We start from the raw sequence: 17,124 nt of genomic DNA, 5'->3' as shown, positions 1-17,124 counted from the left end.
GGGAGTGAACACTCATCTACCGAGAGTGATCTCATCGCCAAGATGCTCTGGGTGGAGCACCCAACCGGCAGCCTTGCGCAGCCGCGCCACGTCCTGAGCCAGCCGTAGGGCTTTCTCACCATGATGCAACGCCAGGGTGGCCTGAGCTCTGGCGGCTTCACGGATTCCGGATTTCGGCAACGCACTGATCAAGGAGAGACCCTTCTGAATCCTGAGGCCAACCTCCAAGGTGGAGGCACCGTCGCGGCCGATGGCCTGAAAAGCATCATCGAACAGATCCTCCAGGGCCAGCTCCTGCATCCAGAGCCGATCGAAACGTGGCGGCTCATCTGCGTCGTCTGGTCGCTGGCAGGAGCCATCAACCCACTTGGTGAACAGACGCACGAAGGTACCAATGATGTAGATGGCTGTTCCGGGGTCATTCACGGCAGGGGAGAGGGCCCTGCTGGCAATTTCCGAGAGCACCAACAAGCCGAAACGGGGGTCGTCATCAAAGGTGCGTCGATTGCCGACTCGGAACGACATGGCCAGGCGCTCGGCAGCGCCTGACTCGATCGGCTTGGAACTGATGGCCCGGGCCAAGATCCGTTGGGGTGTCACGAAAGCACCCGGCAAGATCTCGATGACTACCTCCAGATCGAGTGATTCCGATGCCTGCTGCAGCTCAGCGAGATTGATCCTCTGGAGATAACCCACCTCCTGGGCGCGGATCACCAAGTCCCACGAGGAATCTGGGTTTTTGAATGCATCGTTGGCGGCTGAGCGAGCGCGCAGGGTGGGCGACCTGCCATGCTCCATCAAGGAACTGGTCGCTGCTTTTTCAACCCGGTCGATCGTGTTCGTCACCCTACCCAGCCTGGCGATACGGTCAACCCAGGTGACGAAGCTGAGGACCACGATGGTGAACACCGTTACGGTGATTAGAAATAAGGCAAATCGACCGCTGCGGCCATAAAAGCCATTCATCAAGGCGATCAAGCCGACGATCCCGAAGATGAAGGCCCCGATGAAGGTGGAGAGGGCGTATTGGGAAATGTCGTCAGCGACCACCAGGGTGAAGGCGCGGGGCGTGGCGACGGAAGCGGCCGAGGAGTAAGCGGTCAACATGGAACCGGCGGCAAACACCGCAATGACCAGCATGCTGGAGGTGATAATTCGCAGCAAGGTCTCCAGCGTGTCGCTCGAGACATCAGGGAGCGGGGCCATCGGAAGCAGATCATCGGCGAGATGGGCCATGCCGACCCCGATCAACGACACCAGGCAGAGCAGTAGTGGCCGAAACCAAATCTTCTCGCGCAGACGGTTGAGGTTGAACTGGAGACGATCCCTCAGGCCGGGAGCAAAGAGGCTGGGTGGCATTGGGAATGGGCGGAGCAAGAATGCACCGCCTTGTGGATGTACGGTTTATTCAGGGTAGCCGCTAAATAGGCATTCATTGGCATAATATGGCTGAGGCTTCATCTAATCTTGCATTGTTGTTGGGCGCTCAATCTCTACTGACGTGAGCGAGAGAGTTTGGAATGGCATGTCGACACCAGCCTTGCGCAGGGCTTCAAAAACTTGTTCATAGAGCTGCTGTCTCACAACGATATGCTGCTCTTCATCATCAAGCCATACCTGGAGCTGCATGCCAACGTTGTAATCATTGAGGTCAGTGACGATAACTGCAGGCGCGGGTTCATCAAGAAGCGAAATATTCTGATGGCACATCGATAGCAGGATGGAGCGAACCCTGCCCAGATTTTCCTGAACTGCCACGGCAAACGGAATATCAATGCGGAGGTGAGGGAAATTGGTATAGGAAGCAACGGTTGTATTGATCACCACTGAATTAGGAACTGCAAGCATCTTGCCGTCTGGTGTCACAACGCGCGTTGATCGCATCGTGATGCTTTCAACGCGGCCATAATGCCCTCCAACTTCAACGAGATCTCCAAGCACAAACGGTCGATCCCAGAAGATAAAGAGTCCAGATATCATATTCGAAATCACATCCTTCGCTGCAAAACCTACGGTAATACCAGCAATGCCAATGCTGGCCAGCAGCGATGTGGTGTTGATGCCAAGCCTGCCCAGCGCCATGACAACGCCAAGACTGAGAATGGCGTATTTCAGGATTGTGAGAAGAAAATTTAAGGCTGTTCGATCAAGATTAGCGCGTAGGGCTGCATATTTAACACTGCGCCGCACCAGGCCCCAAACCACCCAGTAAGCGAAAAGAATCCCGGCTGCTGACGCCGCATTCGGGATCCAGTTCAGCACATTCTCTGCCATTTGGCGCGTACCAAGGAGCTCATCTAGGCTTGTCAACAGCTGATTCATTGGTCCTAAAGTTACGTATGGGAGTTGGCCAATGAAAACAGAACTCTTATCAGTTGACGGCTACCTCTAACTTGCTTTTTGCTTCTCCTAGGGCTGATTCAAGATAAAGCGTTTGACTGGGATAGGCAAAGCTTATATTCTTGTCTTGGAATTCCTCCATCAAACCATGGTTGATATCTTGTTGTAAATCAAGATAAAGTACGATATCGGCATCGGGAACAAAGTATACGAATTCGAACTCCAGTGAGCTGTCTGCAAAACGGGTGAAGTGACAGCGGTCAAACTCTGCGGGCCTATTTCTGCGAATAACAGCTGCAACCAATTCTGGAATTTGTTTGATGGTTTTCAAAGGTGTTTTGTATTCAACCCCAATTGTGGTGGCAATGCGACGTTTTGGTAGGTCACCATAATTCTGAATGATATTACTTAGCAATTCCTCATTGCTGATCACGATGAGCTCACCACTGAGGCTGCGGACGTGTGTGGAGCGCATGCCGACACTCTCGACTGTTCCAAGCATTCCGGCAAATCGGATGAAGTGGCCGATCTTGAACGGTTCATCCAGCAAAATCGTTAAGTAGTTCAAGAAATTGGAAATTGGACCTTTTAAGGCCAAGCCAACCCCGATGCCAGCGCCTGCCAGTGATGCATAGATGACTCCCATTTGTACTCCTTGCGTTTGCAGGAATACCAGAATCCCTAGGATAAAGACAACAGTTCGAATCATTGGTTCGAAGCTGTGTAGTACGGCTAGCTGTTCTTGCTTCCCCGCGCGCCGAAGTGACTTATCGAGAACCAGAATGGCTATGCGGTTGACCATTCTGACGAGCAGAATGGTGATTAATAACAATATAGTGGCTTCCGCTATCCGCGTGACCATGCTTTCAATAGCCACCAAGTCTGAATCGCCAACGAAAGAGTTCCACCCCCACCACAAGGCAAGTAAGTAGCCGATGGGGGCTGCAGTCTTCAGAATAGACTGTGCCAAGCGATCATCGAGGTCTGATGTTGTTCTTCTAGTAAGCCGTCTCGCCCAACTTGCTAATAGCTTCGAAGTTATGAATACCACTGCAGAGGCAATAAACACCTTGCCAATCGCTGTGATTAGATACAAAATCCATCCGGTCATAAAAAGCTCTGAAATACTTGAATGGACTAGCCTTTGCTATATTAGCTGATATCTGTCAGTCTTCTCTCGGGAAACCTAGTATAAATCTGCATTGTCGGTCTGTAATCTCTATGCAGAAAAGGTTGAATGGGCTACCTTGGACTTTTGCGTGGAGAACAAGTCGTTTTACGGAGGTCCGAATGGCTCCAAAACAACTCAGAGGCTGCGGAGGTCTGCCCCCTGGACGCGGGATCATTCTCCCGCTGACAACCTTGAATCTATCGGTTATTCTCAGATTGTCCTGCCAAACAGCTCGCTTTTGCTGATATGGCTGGGACGTTGGTGAATGAGAACCATGTGTTAAACTGGCTTTAGCAAGAGTTCCTGTGGGCTATTCGTAAGTCTAAATGCAGGTTTATATTGCCCCAGAGTTGGAAACGTTTTTCCGCTACATCCTGATCCTGTCTCCCTTGGCTTCGGGCTCTCGACAATTTGGGCAGCAGGTCTTCAAGGAAACGATCAGGCCTTGAAATCTTGAGTCAATTCGGCTGTGCTGCAAGCCTTTGCTGGCCTGGAAATGGGTAGGTACAAACGATTCATCGGCATGAAAGGCAGATGCACCACAGTCATCGCCACATTGAATTGATGTGGATCGTTAGCACTTCTGAAGCCCCTCGATCATTGGCTTGGCATCAGTGGATAACAACCATTTGCTCATAACAACCCAAGGACAACACCATGAACACGAATTCCAATAATCTGCAAGCGATGCCCACGGTTACACCTGAAGCTCTTGGCACTGTGGATGAACGGTCCAAGCAGAACAATGTTGAAGATGGGCTTGAGCAGCGTGAAAAATGTTTTCAGGACTCGGCCGACAATCCCAGCACCCTTGCTGACTGCAGCACCCTATCGAAGAGAGCCAGCCCACCTGATTCTCTAAAAAATCAACTGATCAGCAAGGCTTCCATGCGTAAAACCGCAGGTACTTGCTTAATCATTGCTCTTGCTGCTGCACTGTTTGGATTTAGCGGGTTTGCTGGTGCAGTGGTGGGCTATACAAAACTCGTCTTTCTTGTTTTTCTTCTTCTCGCCATAGCTTTCTTTCTGGTTGCCAAGCGCGACGTTATTCAGTGATTGCACTAGTACTTGGCCGTATTTACGTAGCAGCACAAAGCTTCGGTGCTACAGGTAAGCTTCTTTTTTGTTTCTCCATGTGATTGGTATAGGTGGCAGACTGGAGCTTGAATGGATGGTCTCAGCCACGCCCTGATGAAGATTGTTGTCTTCCTTTTCAGCCTGCTTTTGCCAGGTTTCGTCCCGCCGATTGTGGCACAAACTCAGGAGTGTATGCAGCTTTCGCAGCAGCTCTTGACGCAACTGGGCAGTCGTAGCCCGACAGAATCTATGGATGCAACGGTTCGGCAGCAGCGCGAAATCCTCGCGTCACAAGGTTGTGATCCCCTAAGCACTGGGTATGACGTTGAAGCAGAGGGCATGAGGCTGAATCAACAAATGAATCTAAGACCCCCAGGCAAAGATGGCTTCCGTCTGGACCAACTCATCCGAATTGATTATTGACTCTTCCCTTCGGCTGATTCTTCTTGAAGCAGCTTCTCGAGAGCTGGCAGCTGTTCCTTCATGGCGGCATAGCCTTTGCGGATGATCGCATCGGCTTCGTGAAAGTCAAAAATGGCGTAGTCAGTGAGTTTCGGTTCAACAAGAAGATCAGGAGCGTGCGCTTCTAGGCGGCTACGGGTCACTTGCTGCTCCATCACATTGAGCGATGTGCCGATTACTTCGAAAATGTTTGGGCATGGATTTTCGTTGGCCAACCAGTTTTCTACCTTGTAATGGAGTTTGTCCTCCAGGTCTGAGTAGCGATCACTGAGATTCTTCAGAAATGACTGCTTGCGCAGTTTTGAGGCCTCACTGCTTTCCCGTTGGGACTGACTCTCCTTGTGATCCTTCTCTTGTGGATTGTCCGATTGCTCTGCACCGCCAGTGATCTCGATTTTGGTGGCTTCTGCTCCAATTTTGGTGCTGTCAGCGCAGTTGAGATTCACGGCGATGATCAGATCAGCTCCCATGGCCTTGGCTACGTCTACCGGCACTGGATTGACAATACCGCCATCCCCTAAGAACAGATCGCCATGGCAGAAGGGCGTAAAGATACCTGGTACAGAGATGCTGGCTCGCACGGCTTCCACCATTGAACCTGAGCTGAGATGCATTTCCTCTCCTTTGATCAGATCGGTGGCGACACAACAGAACTTGATCTCTGATTCCTCAATCCTCATCCCCTGGATGTGTTCTGAAAGCAGGTCGTAGATCTTGTTGCCATCCAGCAGGCCAGAACTGGGAAACACCAGGTCGAAGTAGGACAGCATGTCTTTCCAACTCAGGTCTCTGATGAAGTCTTCGAGATCATCCAGTTCACCAGCGCAATAGATGGCGCCAACGAGTGCGCCAATGCTGGCACCGGAGATGCAATCAATCCTGATCTCTGCTTCCTCAAGAGCACGCAGGACGCCAATGTGTGCCCAGCCCCTGGCACCACCGCTGCCCAAGGCCAGGCCAATGCTTTTCATGCAGATACCATCAAATCCTAAATCCGAAGACCAGTTGATCGAATCAGGCTAGTGGATTCGGTAGATGAAACAGATGAAGCGATCACCCCATAACCCAATAGAAGGCTGACCGCCGGGCTGAACTGAACCTTTCAACCCATGCGTCCACTTTCTGTCTGTTCAAGTTCTTAACTTTCTCTGCTTTGGAATTGACGAATGGCCCAGTCCAGATAGCTCATGTTGTGATGACAGCTGACCGATAAGCTGTTTCAAGCGAGAGAACCTAGGTTCTCAATTTCGCGGTAGGCCGTCCAGAAATGCTCCATCTGCTCCTTGGTGCCGATGCTGACGCGCAAGGAGCCATCGATCAGGGGCTTGCCGGCCATTGAGCGCACCAGAATGCCTGTCGCGCGCAGTTCCGCCTCCACCGCCTGCACGGGACGGCTGGGCCAGATCAGCAGGTAGTTGCCACCGGCGGCGTGGTGACGCACGGCCCCGCCCCGCAGCTGCTCCAGCAGCCAACTACGGGAGCGCAACACCTCGGCCACGTAGGCATCGGTGAAGGCCTGATCCGCCAAAGCCGCCCGGGAGGCCGTGACCGCAAAGCTGTTGATGTCGTAGGGGCCGGTGACACGGCTGAGGCGATCCACCACCGCCTTCGCTCCGATCGCAAAACCGATACGCAACCCGGCCAAGCCGGCCGTTTTGGCCAGGGAGCGCAGCACCAGCAGGTTGGGTGTGGCGCTGAAGTCGGCGCTGGGCAGCACGCTGTCGCCGGTGAAGGCCTCATAGAGCTCATCCACCACCACCAGCGTGGCCGGTGCGGCAGCAGCCAGCTCCAGGATCAACTCGGGAGCCAGGCGAGTGCCGGTGGGGTTGTTGGGATTGCAGAGCAGCAACAGGCGCGGGCTGGGCCGCTTGAACAGGGCGGTGCGGATCGCCCCCAGGGGGAAGCTGAAATCCGCTCCCAGGTACGGGATCGCCTCGATCGCCATGCCCTGCATCTGGGCGCAGGGGCTGTAGTAGCCGAAGGTGGGGCTGGTGGTGAGCAGAACGTTGCCCGCAGCTCCGAAGGCATGAAAGAGAGCATGGATCGCCGCATCGACGCCGTTGAACAGGCCGATGTGGCCAGGGCTGAGGGCCGGCAATCCCAGGTTGGCCAGCACCGCTTCACGCAGGCCGTCGTATTCGGGGTAGATGGCGTAGTGATCGGCCGGGATGGCGCGGATCGCCGCCACCACCTGCGGACTGGGGCCGATGGTGTTTTCGTTGAAATCGAGCCGCAGCAAACCGCGCCGCCCTTCCAGCGGAGCGCTGTAGGACTGCAGGCTCTCCACCTCGGGCCGGGCCTGGGGACCGTCAGGCAGGCAAGGGGTCAAGGCACAGCGGAGCGACAACCTCCGGCAGCGTAGGGAGGCCGCTGCAACGCGGAATGCTGAAGCTGCATCCAGGGGTGCTCAGCGAGGGGGAGGTGAAAGCCGTGCGTCAGCGGCTAGAAGGGGTGCCGGCATTGGTGGTGGGTCTGTTGTATGGCAGTGGCCTTCGGCTGATGGAGGCGCTGAGATTACGGGTGAAAGATCTTGACTTCGAGCGTCGTGAACTGTTGGTTCGGGACGGCAAGGGCGGGAAGGATCGGCTCACATTGCTGCCCCAGAGCCAGATGGCTGATCTTCGGCAGCATCTATTAGAGATTCGGCGGTTGCACCAGGGGGATCTGGCAGCTGGCCTGGCAGTGGGTGTTTCCCCAGCAGAAACGCTGGCTGGATCGCACAACAGGGGCCCAGGGAAGACACCACCTCGACCCCACCGTGGTGCAGCGAGCCGTGAAACAGGCGGTGGCTAATGCTGGCGTGAGCAAAGCTGCCAGCTGCCATACCTTTCGCCACTCCTTTGCAACGCACCTTCTGGAACGGGGCCAGGACATCCGTACGATTCAGGAGTTGCTGGGCCATCAGGATGTGAGCACCACCATGATCTACACGCATGTGCTGAACAGAGGCCCCCTGGGCGTGAGCAGCCCCGCAGATTTTATGTAGCAGATTGAACATGTGGTTCTCTGACCAGAGAACCGCGGACGGATTGTGCTTGCGGATCCTAAGGATCTAGACGGCTACTTGATTCTGACCAAGAGGCGCCTTCGCCATGAGCAGGGTTCACAGAAGCAGCGGCGCCCTGCAGGTTGGTTCTCAGAACCGTCCAATAACAAGTTAGCGTTTAAAGAAAATATATGAGAGGCATTCAGAAAATGATGGTTTCTTTAGTTACAGTGCTTGTTCTGCAAGCTTGTTCTGCAAGCTTGTTCTGCAAGCTTGTTCTGAAGAAAAGCCCAAGGATGAATATAAATTCATTGAATATTTAAAAGTGGAAGGTACTTGTTACGAAAACCATGTGAGAGAGGCCGGGGGCTACTCAGGTGATCTTGTTCATTGGTATAACGAAACAAAAGATCAACATTCCAGGTATGGATCTGTTCATCTCAGTGATTTTCTTGTTCCAGAGAAAATGGTTGAGAAGATTAAGAATCCGTACAAATACTATCTGCCGTTTACTGTCAGTTTTGGGGGTATTTCTCAAGTCAAATACTCCCAGTCAGAAATGAGGCTAGAAGGAATATCCGAACATACGTCAAAAGGAGAGTCTAAGGAAGGTATGAAGTGCGAGGCTACTTGTACGTTAAGCGTAACTGAGCGTCTCGATTACTTGCCATCCTTACAGTCGAATGATAATGATAGTAAACGCTAACAAGGCGCTCGTTCGGGCACAAACTACGCTTCGCTTCGTTTGTGCCGCGCAGCTTGGTCGTTAAGCGGGTTGCTGATTTGGTTCCATAGAAGAACAATTCTCCACTCAATCATCAGTTGATGGCTTTGGCCATCTATTGTATCCAACCGTTGGGTCATTGGATCGATAGAGACGGATCATCTCTACTTCCTTTGCGGAGAGCTCGGCTTCAGTTGCACTATCAGATTCCCAGAGAATCTCCTTTCGCAGGGTGTAGTCTCTGCGAATGTGATCTGGAAGTGTTTCAAAGTCAGCGTTAACCAGGTTCATGTCAGGGCTGCCCATGTATCGGGCGCTCCCAACACTGTCCTTGCCAATGTAAATCTTGCCTGTCGGATATGTGATCTTGTATACCTGCTTCATGAGTGGCACTGCTGGTTGTACCGAACTTTGTTGCCTGTGCCCGATAAGGGCATGTAGCTGGTGACTATGGTCCGTTCGGGCGTTATTCTAAATGTTGCCAAGGATGCCCCCCCCCTAACACAGCCATTCACCTGAGCTGCCACAAATAAGCCCTGTATCACTGTGGCTCTCGTTACACACAACCTTTGCGGCCAGGTGATGGCAGCGTTAGGCGGAACTATTCAAACCATGGACACCGAATCAATTCTGCTAGTGGCCGAGGATCTAGAATATTTGGCAACTTGGTGCGGAGATATCAAGTATCCAGAAATTCGGCGGGGCACCGCTGTCCTGCGTCGATTGCTCGTGGAGGTCGCATATGGGCACGCCTGGAGATCACTTGGACGCCCTAAACAGCCAAGGCTCATCGCAGTAGATCTAGACATGATTCTAGGGAATGATTGGAACCTGATGGATATTGCTCTTGCCGGCGGAGCTGACTTCAGAGGCGTCCAGATGGCTGCAATGGTGATCCACAAAGGAAATGGTCCTCTTGGCAATCCGCCGCCGGAGCCAATTCGTGAAAACGGCTATCCCTTTGAGCGTGTATTCACGCTGACAGATTTCCTTGATTCCACCTCAGGAGTAATTCACGGGAGGAGGTTCAAGCGCCGTGAGGTGATTAAATATATTGCCAACGTCAAAGGAGGTGTCCACCTGAGCTCTCAAGCGCGGAAGCAGGAGAAGAAGCTAATAGATCGCCTCGGTAAAGCTGAAAAAAGAATCATGGTTCATAATACTGATGGCTTGCTAGTTGAAGCCGTAGCCATCGGACAGGCTCTCGGTAATTCAGATGATGCGAAAGACTTCATTGCGGCGGCTAGGTCTGCCTAACATCGCCATTCACCTGAGCCGCCACCGCATGGACATTGTGAATCGCAATCTCCCTTTGCGGCCAGGTGATTGCGAGCGTTAGATTTGCTCTATGCCTTACCCCATCGATCGAAAGCTGGTTATCGGCGTCGCCTCAAGCGCCCTGTTTGACTTGTCCGAGTCAAATCGGATATTTAATGAGGAGGGCATTGAAAAATATCGTGTGCACCAGGAGGAAAATATTGACATTCCCTTGTCTAAGGGAGTGGCATTTCCTTTCATTCGTCGATTTCTTGGCATTAATCGGGCGTTTCCCGAGAGAGAGCCTGTTGAGGTAGTTTTGTTATCAAAGAATTCTCCTGAGACAGGCCTACGAGTTTTTCGCTCTATTCACCATTACTCGCTTAATATAACAAGAGCTGCATTTATTGCTGGCCGGTCGCCGCACGAATATCTCCCTGCATTTAACGCATCTCTCTTTCTAAGCGCAAACCCAAGCGATGTCCGGCAAGCAATTGCTTCGGATTATCCCGCTGGAGTTGTGCTGCAGTCAAAAGTCTTCGATGATGCTGCCGACGCCGAACTAAGAGTCGCTTTCGACTTTGACGGTGTGATTGCAAACGATGAAGCGGAGGCCGTTTTCAAGAAGAACAATGATCTTGTAGAGTTCCAGGCGCATGAAACAGTTCATCAGGAAACGCCTCATCAGCCAGGGCCTTTGGCCGACCTATTCAAAAAACTTGCTTTCATGCAAAAGCTAGAACAAAAGCAGCAAAAAGATGATCCTCAATACAAGAAGATACTGAGAATTGCAATTGTGACTGCGCGAAATGCGCCAGCTCACGAACGCGTTGTAACGACCCTCAAAGCTTGGGGGGTTTCAGTGGATGAGGCATTCTTTTTGGGTGGCATGGAGAAGCACCGTATTCTCACAATCTTGCGCCCACACATGTTCTTTGATGACCAGATCAGTCATCTCGAGTCGCCGGCCAGTGACATTCCTATGGTTCACATTCCATTCGGAATCGCTAATCGGAATCTTGAAATACCCGTTAATGCGCCAGTCGCTTCTACTGTTAGCATAGAGGAAGTCGGACTGACAATCGGCGACAATGAATCTAGTCTGTTGGGCTAGCTTGAGGCTGCTCCCGCAAGCGATTCCAGAGATATCTAACATCAAGATTCAGCGGGCGGGCGTATTCAACTCTTAATCTGAGCAATGATCAACTTCCCGCCGCTGATCTTGAGCGTTAGCTGAATCGGTAGGAGGGCATCGGCCAGGCTGTTTTTAAGGAATGGATGTGCTTTAACCTGGAACTTGCTCCCGTCGCCTCTGCTGGGAGGAAGACATGAATTTCTCGTTGGAGTGTGAGCAAGAAGTAGACGGTCGCTGGATCGCCGAAGTGCCAGAGCTGCCTGGAGTTCTGGCTTATGGGGGTTCTTCTGCTAATGCGATGGCAAAGGCTGAGGTTTTGGCTCTTCGCGTCATCGCTGATCGACTTGAAAATGGGGAATTCGAGCCAATCAGCATCAGCTTCTCACTTCCACTCTCTGCATGAGCAATAGCCGTCACCCAAAGCAAAAAGGTCTTTGCCGCGCTCAAGTCAATTGGATGGAGAGTTAAGCGACAATCAGGATCACACAAGACGCTTGAACATGAGGGATACCCGGACTATGTCTTTGCTTTCCATGAGGGCGTGGAGATAGGCCCCAGTATGCTTGTCCAAATCGCCAAGCACACCGGCCTTGAGCCAGGCGACCTGTGAAGTTGGCGTGGTCTCGGCTAACATTAAGATACAGAAGATGGGATCAATGGGTGATTGTTTAACGGCAAAAGGCGGGCTCGCTTCTGATCTGGAGCGTTAGAGGGTGACAACTGCATCTATGAATCCAGTGGATATTCGACATGCTAGGGAAGGAGGTTTGGGTTTGATATTGAACTGCCTCAGGCTGCCGTATCTATTTTACCCAGAACGCTGGCGAGTGTTTTCGCATTCTTTCAGTATAGGACAAGCCTTTCTAGGTCAAGATATATCAGCCTATCTTTAAGCGGCTCTTGAAGATAGAGGTCCCAACCTCAAGCCTCATCGCTACGCCATTGGGTCAATTGCGTGCGAGCCCTGAAGTTGAGGTAAGTTCAACTGTCTAGCACCGCCATTCGCCTGCCTCTGTGGCCAAGTGATCGGGGCACAAAACAGAAATTTCCTTCATGCAAAACAACGACTACAGAATCAAGACAATGAGCCGAAGCGAAGTTGCTATCGCTGTTGATTGGGCGGCGCAGGAAGGATGGAATCCAGGACTTCATGACGCTCATTGCTACTATACCGCTGATCCCAATGGTTTTCTGATTGGATTTCTTGGTGATGAACCGATTGCTACGATCTCCGCAATCCAATATGGCGAATCTTTTGGATTTTTAGGGTTCTACATTGTGAAGCCAGGGTATCGCGGCAGAGGCTATGGCATCCAGATCTGGAACGCCGGCCTTCAGCAGCTTGAAGGCCGCACCATTGGCCTTGATGGCGTCGCAGACCAGCAAGCCAACTACGAAAGGTCAGGCTTCCATTTGGCCTATCGCAACAGACGCTATCAAGGAGCTGGCAGCGGCAGCATGCCTGTAAATGCAGACATCGTGCAGCTGAATACATTGCCCTTTGAAATGATCGAACATTACGACCAGCCATTTTTTCCTGCAGACCGGTCTCCGTTCCTTTCGACCTGGATTAAGCAACCAAATTGTGAGGCTCTGGGAATGATTCATAACGGCCGGCTTGTTGGTTATGGTGTGATTCGCCAGTGCCGCTCTGGCCATAAGATCGGGCCACTTTTTGCGGACAATCCAGAATGGGCGGAATCATTGTTTCTGGCCCTGAAGGCTTCGGTAAAGCCTTCAGGGCCAATCTTTCTTGACACACCAGACGTCAACCAGGCTGCTGTGGACATGGCTGAACGCAACGGCATGACCATCTCGTTTGAGACCGCCAGAATGTTCAGGGGAGAGGTGCCTGATCTGCCGGTTGATCGCCTGTTTGGCGTCACCTCTTTTGAAGTGGGATGAGAGAGAAACTGCGCCCCAGACAGTGTTTTCTCCTGCCGCTAGTCCACTGCGCTTCATGCCTGCAGATACGTCTGGTTGGTAGGCTCAAGTAGACTGTCTCTGGTGGAGACTTCTAAGATGCTCAAGACACTGGCACTCGGCTTTGCCATGCAGACTTCACTCTTGTCGATGGCCGTGGCTGCTGACAATCCGTTAAGCGTTCATGTTCTCAATACACAAGATGGGCTGCCCAGTGCTGGTGTTGAGGTGATTCTTGAGCGGATGAAGGGTGAGCAATGGACGCTGTTGCGTACGGCTCGCACCAATGCTCAAGGCCGCGTTCGCGATCTCTATCCCGAAGGTACCCCGCTTGAGAAGGGAACCTATCGGGTCACGTTCAAGACAGGTGAATGGCTGAAAAAACAAGGCATCAGCACCTTCTTCCCGAAGATTCCCGTGATCTTCAGCATGGATGGCAGCCTGGATCACTATCACGTGCCACTGCTGCTGAGCCCCTATGGCTACTCCACCTATCGCGGCAATTAGCTGGCCTTCTGGCTAGGCAACCCAGGCCGTTTCACTTGCCATCACATCCGCTCCAGGGTCGGGATTCCCAGCAGGCCCATGCCTAATTTCAGGGTGTCGGCGGTGAGGCTGCAGAGGGCCAGGCGGGAGGAGCGGGCCGGTTCGGCGGCCTTGAGCACGGGCACCTGGTCGTAGAAGCGGTTGAACACCTGGCTGAGCTCAAACAGGTAGGTGCAGAGGCGATTGGGCAGCAGCTCTTCTTCCACTTCGGCAATCACGCCATCGAGCTTGAGCAGCTCCCGCACCAGGCCCCATTCCTGGGGTTCGCTGAAATGCAGTTCCGTTCCGGCTGTCGCCATGTCGCCTCCCTTGCGGGCGATGCCGGCGATACGCACCACCGCATAGAGCAGGTAAGGCGCGGTGTTGCCGGTGAGGGCCAGCATTCGATCAAAGCTGAATTGATAGTTGGTGCTGCGGTTCTGGCTGAGATCGGCATACTTCACCGCCGCCAGGCCCACGGTGGTGGCCGCATGGGTGATGAAGGCTTCGTCCTCACTGCGCTCTTCCTCCTGGAGGCGACGGCGCAGGTCGGCCTCAGCGCGCTCGACGGCTTCATCGAGCAGATCGCGCAGGCGCACGGTGTCACCAGCGCGGGTCTTGAGCTTCTTGCCGTCGACCCCCTGCACTAGCCCGAAGGGCACGTGCTCCAGGCGGGCCTCCTTGGGAATCCAGCCGGCCCGAGCCGCCACCTGGAACACGCCGGCGAAATGGGCCGCCTGGCCGGCATCGGTCACGTAGATCACCCGCCGAGCCCCATCGCCCTCGGGCGGTTCAGCGAAGCGGTAGCGGATCGCCGCCAGGTCGGTGGTGGCGTAGTTGAAGCCGCCGTCGCGCTTCTGCACGATCACCGGCAGGGGGGTGCCGTCTTTGCCCAGCACCCCTTCAAGGAACACGCAGCGGGCGCCGTCGTCGGTCACCAGCAGGCCGCTGGCTTCCAGATCGGCCACCACCGCTTCGAGGTAGGGGTTGTAGAAGGATTCGCCCCGTTCGTTCAGGCGAATGTCGAGCCGGTCGTAGAGCTTCTGGAATTCGCGGCGACTCTGATCGCACAGCAGGCCCCAGGCCTTCAGCGACACCGGATCCCCCCCCTGCAGCTTCACCACCTCCTCACGCGAGGTGGCCTGGAAGGCCTCATCGGCATCAAAGCGGGCCTTGGCCTGGCGGTAGAAGGCCACCAGGTCACCCAGATCCACCGCATCGGCAGTGCTGAGCGCTTCGGGGGCCTCCTGCTTGAGATGGGTGATCAACATGCCGAACTGGGTGCCCCAGTCGCCCACATGGTTGAGCCGCAGCACCGGATGGCCGCGGAACTCCAGCACCCGCGCCAGCGAGTCGCCGATGATCGTGGAGCGCAGGTGCCCCACATGCATCTCTTTGGCGATGTTGGGGCTGGAGAAATCCACCACCACTGGCGCCGACGCGGCCACGCTGGGCACCCCCAGGCGGGGATCGCCCAGGCGCTGGCGCAGTTCATGGGCCAGCCGCTCGGGTCGCAGGGTGAGGTTGATGAAGCCGGGGCCGGCGATCTCCGGTGGCAGGCACAGGGCCGTAAAGCTGGTGTCGGCGTTCAGCTGGTTCACGATCGCGGTCGCGATCGCCCGGGGTGCCTGCTTCAGGGGCTTGGCCAGGGCGAGGGCGCCGTTGGCCTGGAAATCGCCGAATTCCGGCTTGCTGGCGGCGGCCAGCTGGGGGTCGAGGGGCTGGCCGGCGGCGGCAGCCGGGAAGGCCCTCTGGGTCGCAGCAGCGAGATGCGCGTTGAGCTCTTCGAAGATGCGCAGCATGGCTGGGGTGGTCGGTCGCGGCGGCGCGGTCACTGGTTCCGATCATCCCGCGTCAGCCGGACCCCGCTGGCAGGCCACTCAGCCAGTCAGCTCCAGTTCGCGCTCCAGGCCGGCCATCACCACGTCGGCGCTGAGTTTGATGCGGTAGCGGCAGGCCTGGGTTTCGCTGCAGTCGAAGCTGCCCTGCTCCCAGTACTTGTTGCTGCCGGCACCTCCGCCGCAGAGGCCGAAGTAGTCGCATTCGGCCTTGCAGCGCGCCACGCCGGAGCGGATCTCGCTGAGCACGCGCTGGAATTTGGCGCTGTCCACCGCCGATTCCAGGCTGTCGCTGCGCACGTTGCCGAAGACGAAGTCGCCGTACTCCGCGGTGGCCACCGCCAGCAGCTCCGGGTCGAAGGTGGAGAAATTGCCGCGGGCATCCACGTTCACAATCGCGAACGGGTGGTTCATGTCGGTGCGGCTGAGGCGCTGGTCACAGCAGGCCAGGTTGGTGATCTCGTCGAACTCGCGCAGGCGCAAGGCCCCGGGCTGCTGGCGCAGCCGTTCCCAGAAACGCTCCAGAAAGCTGACGTAGCGGGCCTCGGCGTGGGGCCGCGACAGGGAGGAGCTGAGATTGTCGCCTTCGGTTTCCTCCATGTTGAAAGCCAGGTTGTGAAGGCCGTGGTCAGCGAAGAAATCGAACAGCAGGTCGGCCTGATCCAGGGCGTCGTCGGTGAGCACGGCGATCACCTGGAAGGGGATGCCGCGGCTCTGCAGCCAGCGGATGCCGCGCAGGCTGGCGGCGTGGCTGGGCAGGCCGGTGCGGGTGCGGCGATGGGCGTCGTGCAGGGAGGCCGGGCCATCGAGGCTGACGCCCACATGGATGTCATTGCGCTCGAAGCAGTCGCACCAGGCGGCGTCGATCACCATGGCGTTGGTCTGCAGCGACTGCTGGATCCGCAGCGGCGGCCCAACGCGCCTCTCCAGAACGCGACGAATCAGGGCCGTGGCGTCGTCATAGAAGGCGATCGGCATGGTGAGCGGCTCACCGGCATGCCAGAGCAGGGTGAAATCGCCCGACACATAGGGGCTCTCCAGCACCCGCTCCAGCGTGCGCTCCAGCAGCTCCAGCGGCAGGCGACGGCGGTCGTTGCGGCTGGGCAGGTAGCAGTAGTCGCAGTCGAGGTTGCAGAACGGCGTGGGCTGCACCACCAGCAGGCGCAGGGGGCCGAAGCTGTCTGCGCTGGTGGGCTGGGCTGGGCTCAGGGCCATGGGTTGCTGCATGGCTCGCGCCGGTTCACCAGTAGTTGCGGAAGCCATGACTGCCATTGCGGAAACCGCCGTGGTGCCCGCCGCTGTTGCGGAAGCCGCCGCCATTGCGGAAACCGCCATTCCCGAAGCCGCCATTGCGGAAGCCCCCGTTGCGGAAGCCGCCATTGCGCCAGCCGATCCCTGGACCGTTGACGAAGACGTAGGCGAGCAGATCATCCGAGGCGCAGGTGGCGGAATCCTCCTGCCCAGCGCTGGGTCCGTCGGGCCTCTCGGGCCCGTCCTCGCTGCTGCGCAGCGCTCCGGCAATGCGGCGCAGGCGGGCCTCCACGGAGAGGGTGTCAGGGTCGGGCCCGTCGGAGGCAGCCGCCTGGGCGGCGCTGGGGATCACGGGCAGGGCCGCCAGGATCAACAGGAAACCGAACAGCCTGGAACGAAGCAGAAATGCCATCGGGGTGGGACCGGGAAGACAAC

At 55.4% G+C, this 17,124-nt stretch carries 19 protein-coding genes; 11 read left to right on the top strand and 8 right to left on the bottom strand.

What is annotated here, in order from left to right; translation table 11 throughout:
• Positions 1 to 12: 12 nt before the first annotated feature.
• The 3 genes from ACXMDM_RS03260 to ACXMDM_RS03250 form a co-directional block, all read right to left on the bottom strand.
• Positions 13 to 1,359 carry a DUF2254 domain-containing protein gene (locus ACXMDM_RS03260; protein WP_071800581.1) on the bottom strand — a complete coding sequence of 449 codons (1,347 nt, stop codon included), beginning with the start codon at positions 1,357 to 1,359 and terminating at the stop codon, positions 13 to 15.
• 102 nt (positions 1,360 to 1,461) lie between these two features.
• A complete protein-coding gene (locus tag ACXMDM_RS03255; protein WP_499570074.1) occupies positions 1,462 to 2,274 on the bottom strand; it encodes a mechanosensitive ion channel family protein in 813 nt (270 codons plus the stop codon).
• 97 nt (positions 2,275 to 2,371) lie between these two features.
• Entirely contained in the window at positions 2,372 to 3,451 is a 1,080-nt protein-coding gene (locus tag ACXMDM_RS03250; RefSeq protein WP_071800579.1) for a mechanosensitive ion channel family protein, read from the bottom strand.
• Between the two features lie 717 nt (positions 3,452 to 4,168).
• Here ACXMDM_RS03250 and ACXMDM_RS03245 point away from each other — a divergent pair.
• The gene (locus ACXMDM_RS03245; RefSeq protein WP_083544444.1) at positions 4,169 to 4,567 is read left to right on the top strand and encodes a DUF1328 domain-containing protein; all 399 of its coding nucleotides are present in this window, start codon (positions 4,169 to 4,171) and stop codon (positions 4,565 to 4,567) included.
• 111 nt (positions 4,568 to 4,678) lie between these two features.
• Positions 4,679 to 5,011 carry a hypothetical protein gene (locus tag ACXMDM_RS03240; RefSeq protein WP_071800577.1) on the top strand — a complete coding sequence of 111 codons (333 nt, stop codon included), beginning with the start codon at positions 4,679 to 4,681 and terminating at the stop codon, positions 5,009 to 5,011.
• On the opposite strand, the gene ACXMDM_RS03235 is transcribed toward ACXMDM_RS03240, so the two are convergent.
• Positions 5,005 to 6,021 (bottom strand): patatin family protein, encoded by a 1,017-nt coding sequence (locus tag ACXMDM_RS03235; RefSeq protein ID WP_071800576.1) that lies wholly within the window; start codon positions 6,019 to 6,021, stop codon positions 5,005 to 5,007. The two genes, ACXMDM_RS03240 and ACXMDM_RS03235, sit on opposite strands and share 7 nt — an antisense overlap.
• 248 nt (positions 6,022 to 6,269) lie before the next feature.
• Entirely contained in the window at positions 6,270 to 7,379 is a 1,110-nt protein-coding gene (locus ACXMDM_RS03230; RefSeq protein ID WP_071800575.1) for a pyridoxal phosphate-dependent aminotransferase, read from the bottom strand.
• A gap of 53 nt (positions 7,380 to 7,432) precedes the next feature.
• On the opposite strand from ACXMDM_RS03230, the gene ACXMDM_RS03225 reads away from it, so the two are divergent.
• From ACXMDM_RS03225 to uraH, 9 genes are all read left to right on the top strand, one after another.
• Positions 7,433 to 7,843 carry a tyrosine-type recombinase/integrase gene (locus ACXMDM_RS03225; RefSeq protein ID WP_250638238.1) on the top strand — a complete coding sequence of 137 codons (411 nt, stop codon included), beginning with the start codon at positions 7,433 to 7,435 and terminating at the stop codon, positions 7,841 to 7,843.
• Positions 7,737 to 8,036: a tyrosine-type recombinase/integrase gene (locus ACXMDM_RS03220; protein ID WP_255448122.1), complete on the top strand. Its 300-nt coding sequence runs from the start codon at positions 7,737 to 7,739 to the stop codon at positions 8,034 to 8,036. Before ACXMDM_RS03225 ends, ACXMDM_RS03220 begins: the two co-directional genes overlap by 107 nt.
• A 247-nt stretch (positions 8,037 to 8,283) precedes the next feature.
• Positions 8,284 to 8,742 (top strand): hypothetical protein, encoded by a 459-nt coding sequence (locus ACXMDM_RS03215; RefSeq protein WP_259722702.1) that lies wholly within the window; start codon positions 8,284 to 8,286, stop codon positions 8,740 to 8,742.
• A gap of 852 nt (positions 8,743 to 9,594) precedes the next feature.
• Positions 9,595 to 10,017 (top strand): hypothetical protein, encoded by a 423-nt coding sequence (locus tag ACXMDM_RS03210; protein WP_499570070.1) that lies wholly within the window; start codon positions 9,595 to 9,597, stop codon positions 10,015 to 10,017.
• Between the two features lie 91 nt (positions 10,018 to 10,108).
• Positions 10,109 to 11,131: a 5'-nucleotidase gene (locus ACXMDM_RS03205; protein ID WP_071800572.1), complete on the top strand. Its 1,023-nt coding sequence runs from the start codon at positions 10,109 to 10,111 to the stop codon at positions 11,129 to 11,131.
• 214 nt (positions 11,132 to 11,345) lie between these two features.
• Positions 11,346 to 11,555 carry a type II toxin-antitoxin system HicB family antitoxin gene (locus ACXMDM_RS03200; RefSeq protein WP_071800571.1) on the top strand — a complete coding sequence of 70 codons (210 nt, stop codon included), beginning with the start codon at positions 11,346 to 11,348 and terminating at the stop codon, positions 11,553 to 11,555.
• A 3-nt stretch (positions 11,556 to 11,558) separates the two neighbouring features.
• Positions 11,559 to 11,762, top strand: coding sequence for a type II toxin-antitoxin system HicA family toxin (locus ACXMDM_RS03195; protein WP_071802046.1), 204 nt, complete (start codon positions 11,559 to 11,561; stop codon positions 11,760 to 11,762).
• Between the two features lie 443 nt (positions 11,763 to 12,205).
• A complete protein-coding gene (locus ACXMDM_RS03190; protein ID WP_071800570.1) occupies positions 12,206 to 13,057 on the top strand; it encodes a GNAT family N-acetyltransferase in 852 nt (283 codons plus the stop codon).
• 117 nt (positions 13,058 to 13,174) lie between these two features.
• On the top strand, positions 13,175 to 13,582 hold the full coding sequence (gene uraH / locus ACXMDM_RS03185) for a hydroxyisourate hydrolase (protein ID WP_071800569.1): 408 nt from the start codon (positions 13,175 to 13,177) through the stop codon (positions 13,580 to 13,582).
• A gap of 41 nt (positions 13,583 to 13,623) precedes the next feature.
• On the opposite strand, the gene argS is transcribed toward uraH, so the two are convergent.
• From argS to grrA, 3 genes are all read right to left on the bottom strand, one after another.
• Positions 13,624 to 15,402, bottom strand: a complete 1,779-nt coding sequence (gene argS, locus ACXMDM_RS03180) for an arginine--tRNA ligase (protein ID WP_071800568.1) — start codon at positions 15,400 to 15,402, stop codon at positions 13,624 to 13,626.
• Between the two features lie 78 nt (positions 15,403 to 15,480).
• Entirely contained in the window at positions 15,481 to 16,701 is a 1,221-nt protein-coding gene (gene grrM / locus ACXMDM_RS03175) for a cyclophane-forming radical SAM/SPASM peptide maturase GrrM/OscB (RefSeq protein WP_255448123.1), read from the bottom strand.
• The gene (grrA, locus tag ACXMDM_RS03170; protein ID WP_071800566.1) at positions 16,679 to 17,101 is read right to left on the bottom strand and encodes a GrrA/OscA1 family cyclophane-containing rSAM-modified RiPP; all 423 of its coding nucleotides are present in this window, start codon (positions 17,099 to 17,101) and stop codon (positions 16,679 to 16,681) included. Before grrA ends, grrM begins: the two co-directional genes overlap by 23 nt.
• Positions 17,102 to 17,124: the final 23 nt, after the last annotated feature.

The sequence above is a fragment of the Synechococcus sp. CS-603 genome, assembly GCF_977929215.1.
This window is presented reverse-complemented; position numbering and strand designations above follow the sequence as displayed.

Coding starts and splice junctions, on each gene's coding strand:
- ACXMDM_RS03260 (WP_071800581.1), bottom strand. CDS start 1,359: ATGCCACCCAGCCTCTTTGCTCCCGGCCTGAGGGATCGTCTCCAGTTC.
- ACXMDM_RS03255 (WP_499570074.1), bottom strand. CDS start 2,274: ATGGCAGAGAATGTGCTGAACTGGATCCCGAATGCGGCGTCAGCAGCC.
- ACXMDM_RS03250 (WP_071800579.1), bottom strand. CDS start 3,451: ATGACCGGATGGATTTTGTATCTAATCACAGCGATTGGCAAGGTGTTT.
- ACXMDM_RS03245 (WP_083544444.1), top strand. CDS start 4,169: ATGAACACGAATTCCAATAATCTGCAAGCGATGCCCACGGTTACACCT.
- ACXMDM_RS03240 (WP_071800577.1), top strand. CDS start 4,679: ATGGATGGTCTCAGCCACGCCCTGATGAAGATTGTTGTCTTCCTTTTC.
- ACXMDM_RS03235 (WP_071800576.1), bottom strand. CDS start 6,021: ATGAAAAGCATTGGCCTGGCCTTGGGCAGCGGTGGTGCCAGGGGCTGG.
- ACXMDM_RS03225 (WP_250638238.1), top strand. CDS start 7,433: ATGCTGAAGCTGCATCCAGGGGTGCTCAGCGAGGGGGAGGTGAAAGCC.
- ACXMDM_RS03210 (WP_499570070.1), top strand. CDS start 9,595: ATGGATATTGCTCTTGCCGGCGGAGCTGACTTCAGAGGCGTCCAGATG.
- ACXMDM_RS03205 (WP_071800572.1), top strand. CDS start 10,109: ATGCCTTACCCCATCGATCGAAAGCTGGTTATCGGCGTCGCCTCAAGC.
- ACXMDM_RS03200 (WP_071800571.1), top strand. CDS start 11,346: ATGAATTTCTCGTTGGAGTGTGAGCAAGAAGTAGACGGTCGCTGGATC.
- ACXMDM_RS03190 (WP_071800570.1), top strand. CDS start 12,206: ATGCAAAACAACGACTACAGAATCAAGACAATGAGCCGAAGCGAAGTT.
- uraH (WP_071800569.1), top strand. CDS start 13,175: ATGCTCAAGACACTGGCACTCGGCTTTGCCATGCAGACTTCACTCTTG.
- argS (WP_071800568.1), bottom strand. CDS start 15,402: ATGCTGCGCATCTTCGAAGAGCTCAACGCGCATCTCGCTGCTGCGACC.
- grrM (WP_255448123.1), bottom strand. CDS start 16,701: ATGGCTTCCGCAACTACTGGTGAACCGGCGCGAGCCATGCAGCAACCC.
- grrA (WP_071800566.1), bottom strand. CDS start 17,101: ATGGCATTTCTGCTTCGTTCCAGGCTGTTCGGTTTCCTGTTGATCCTG.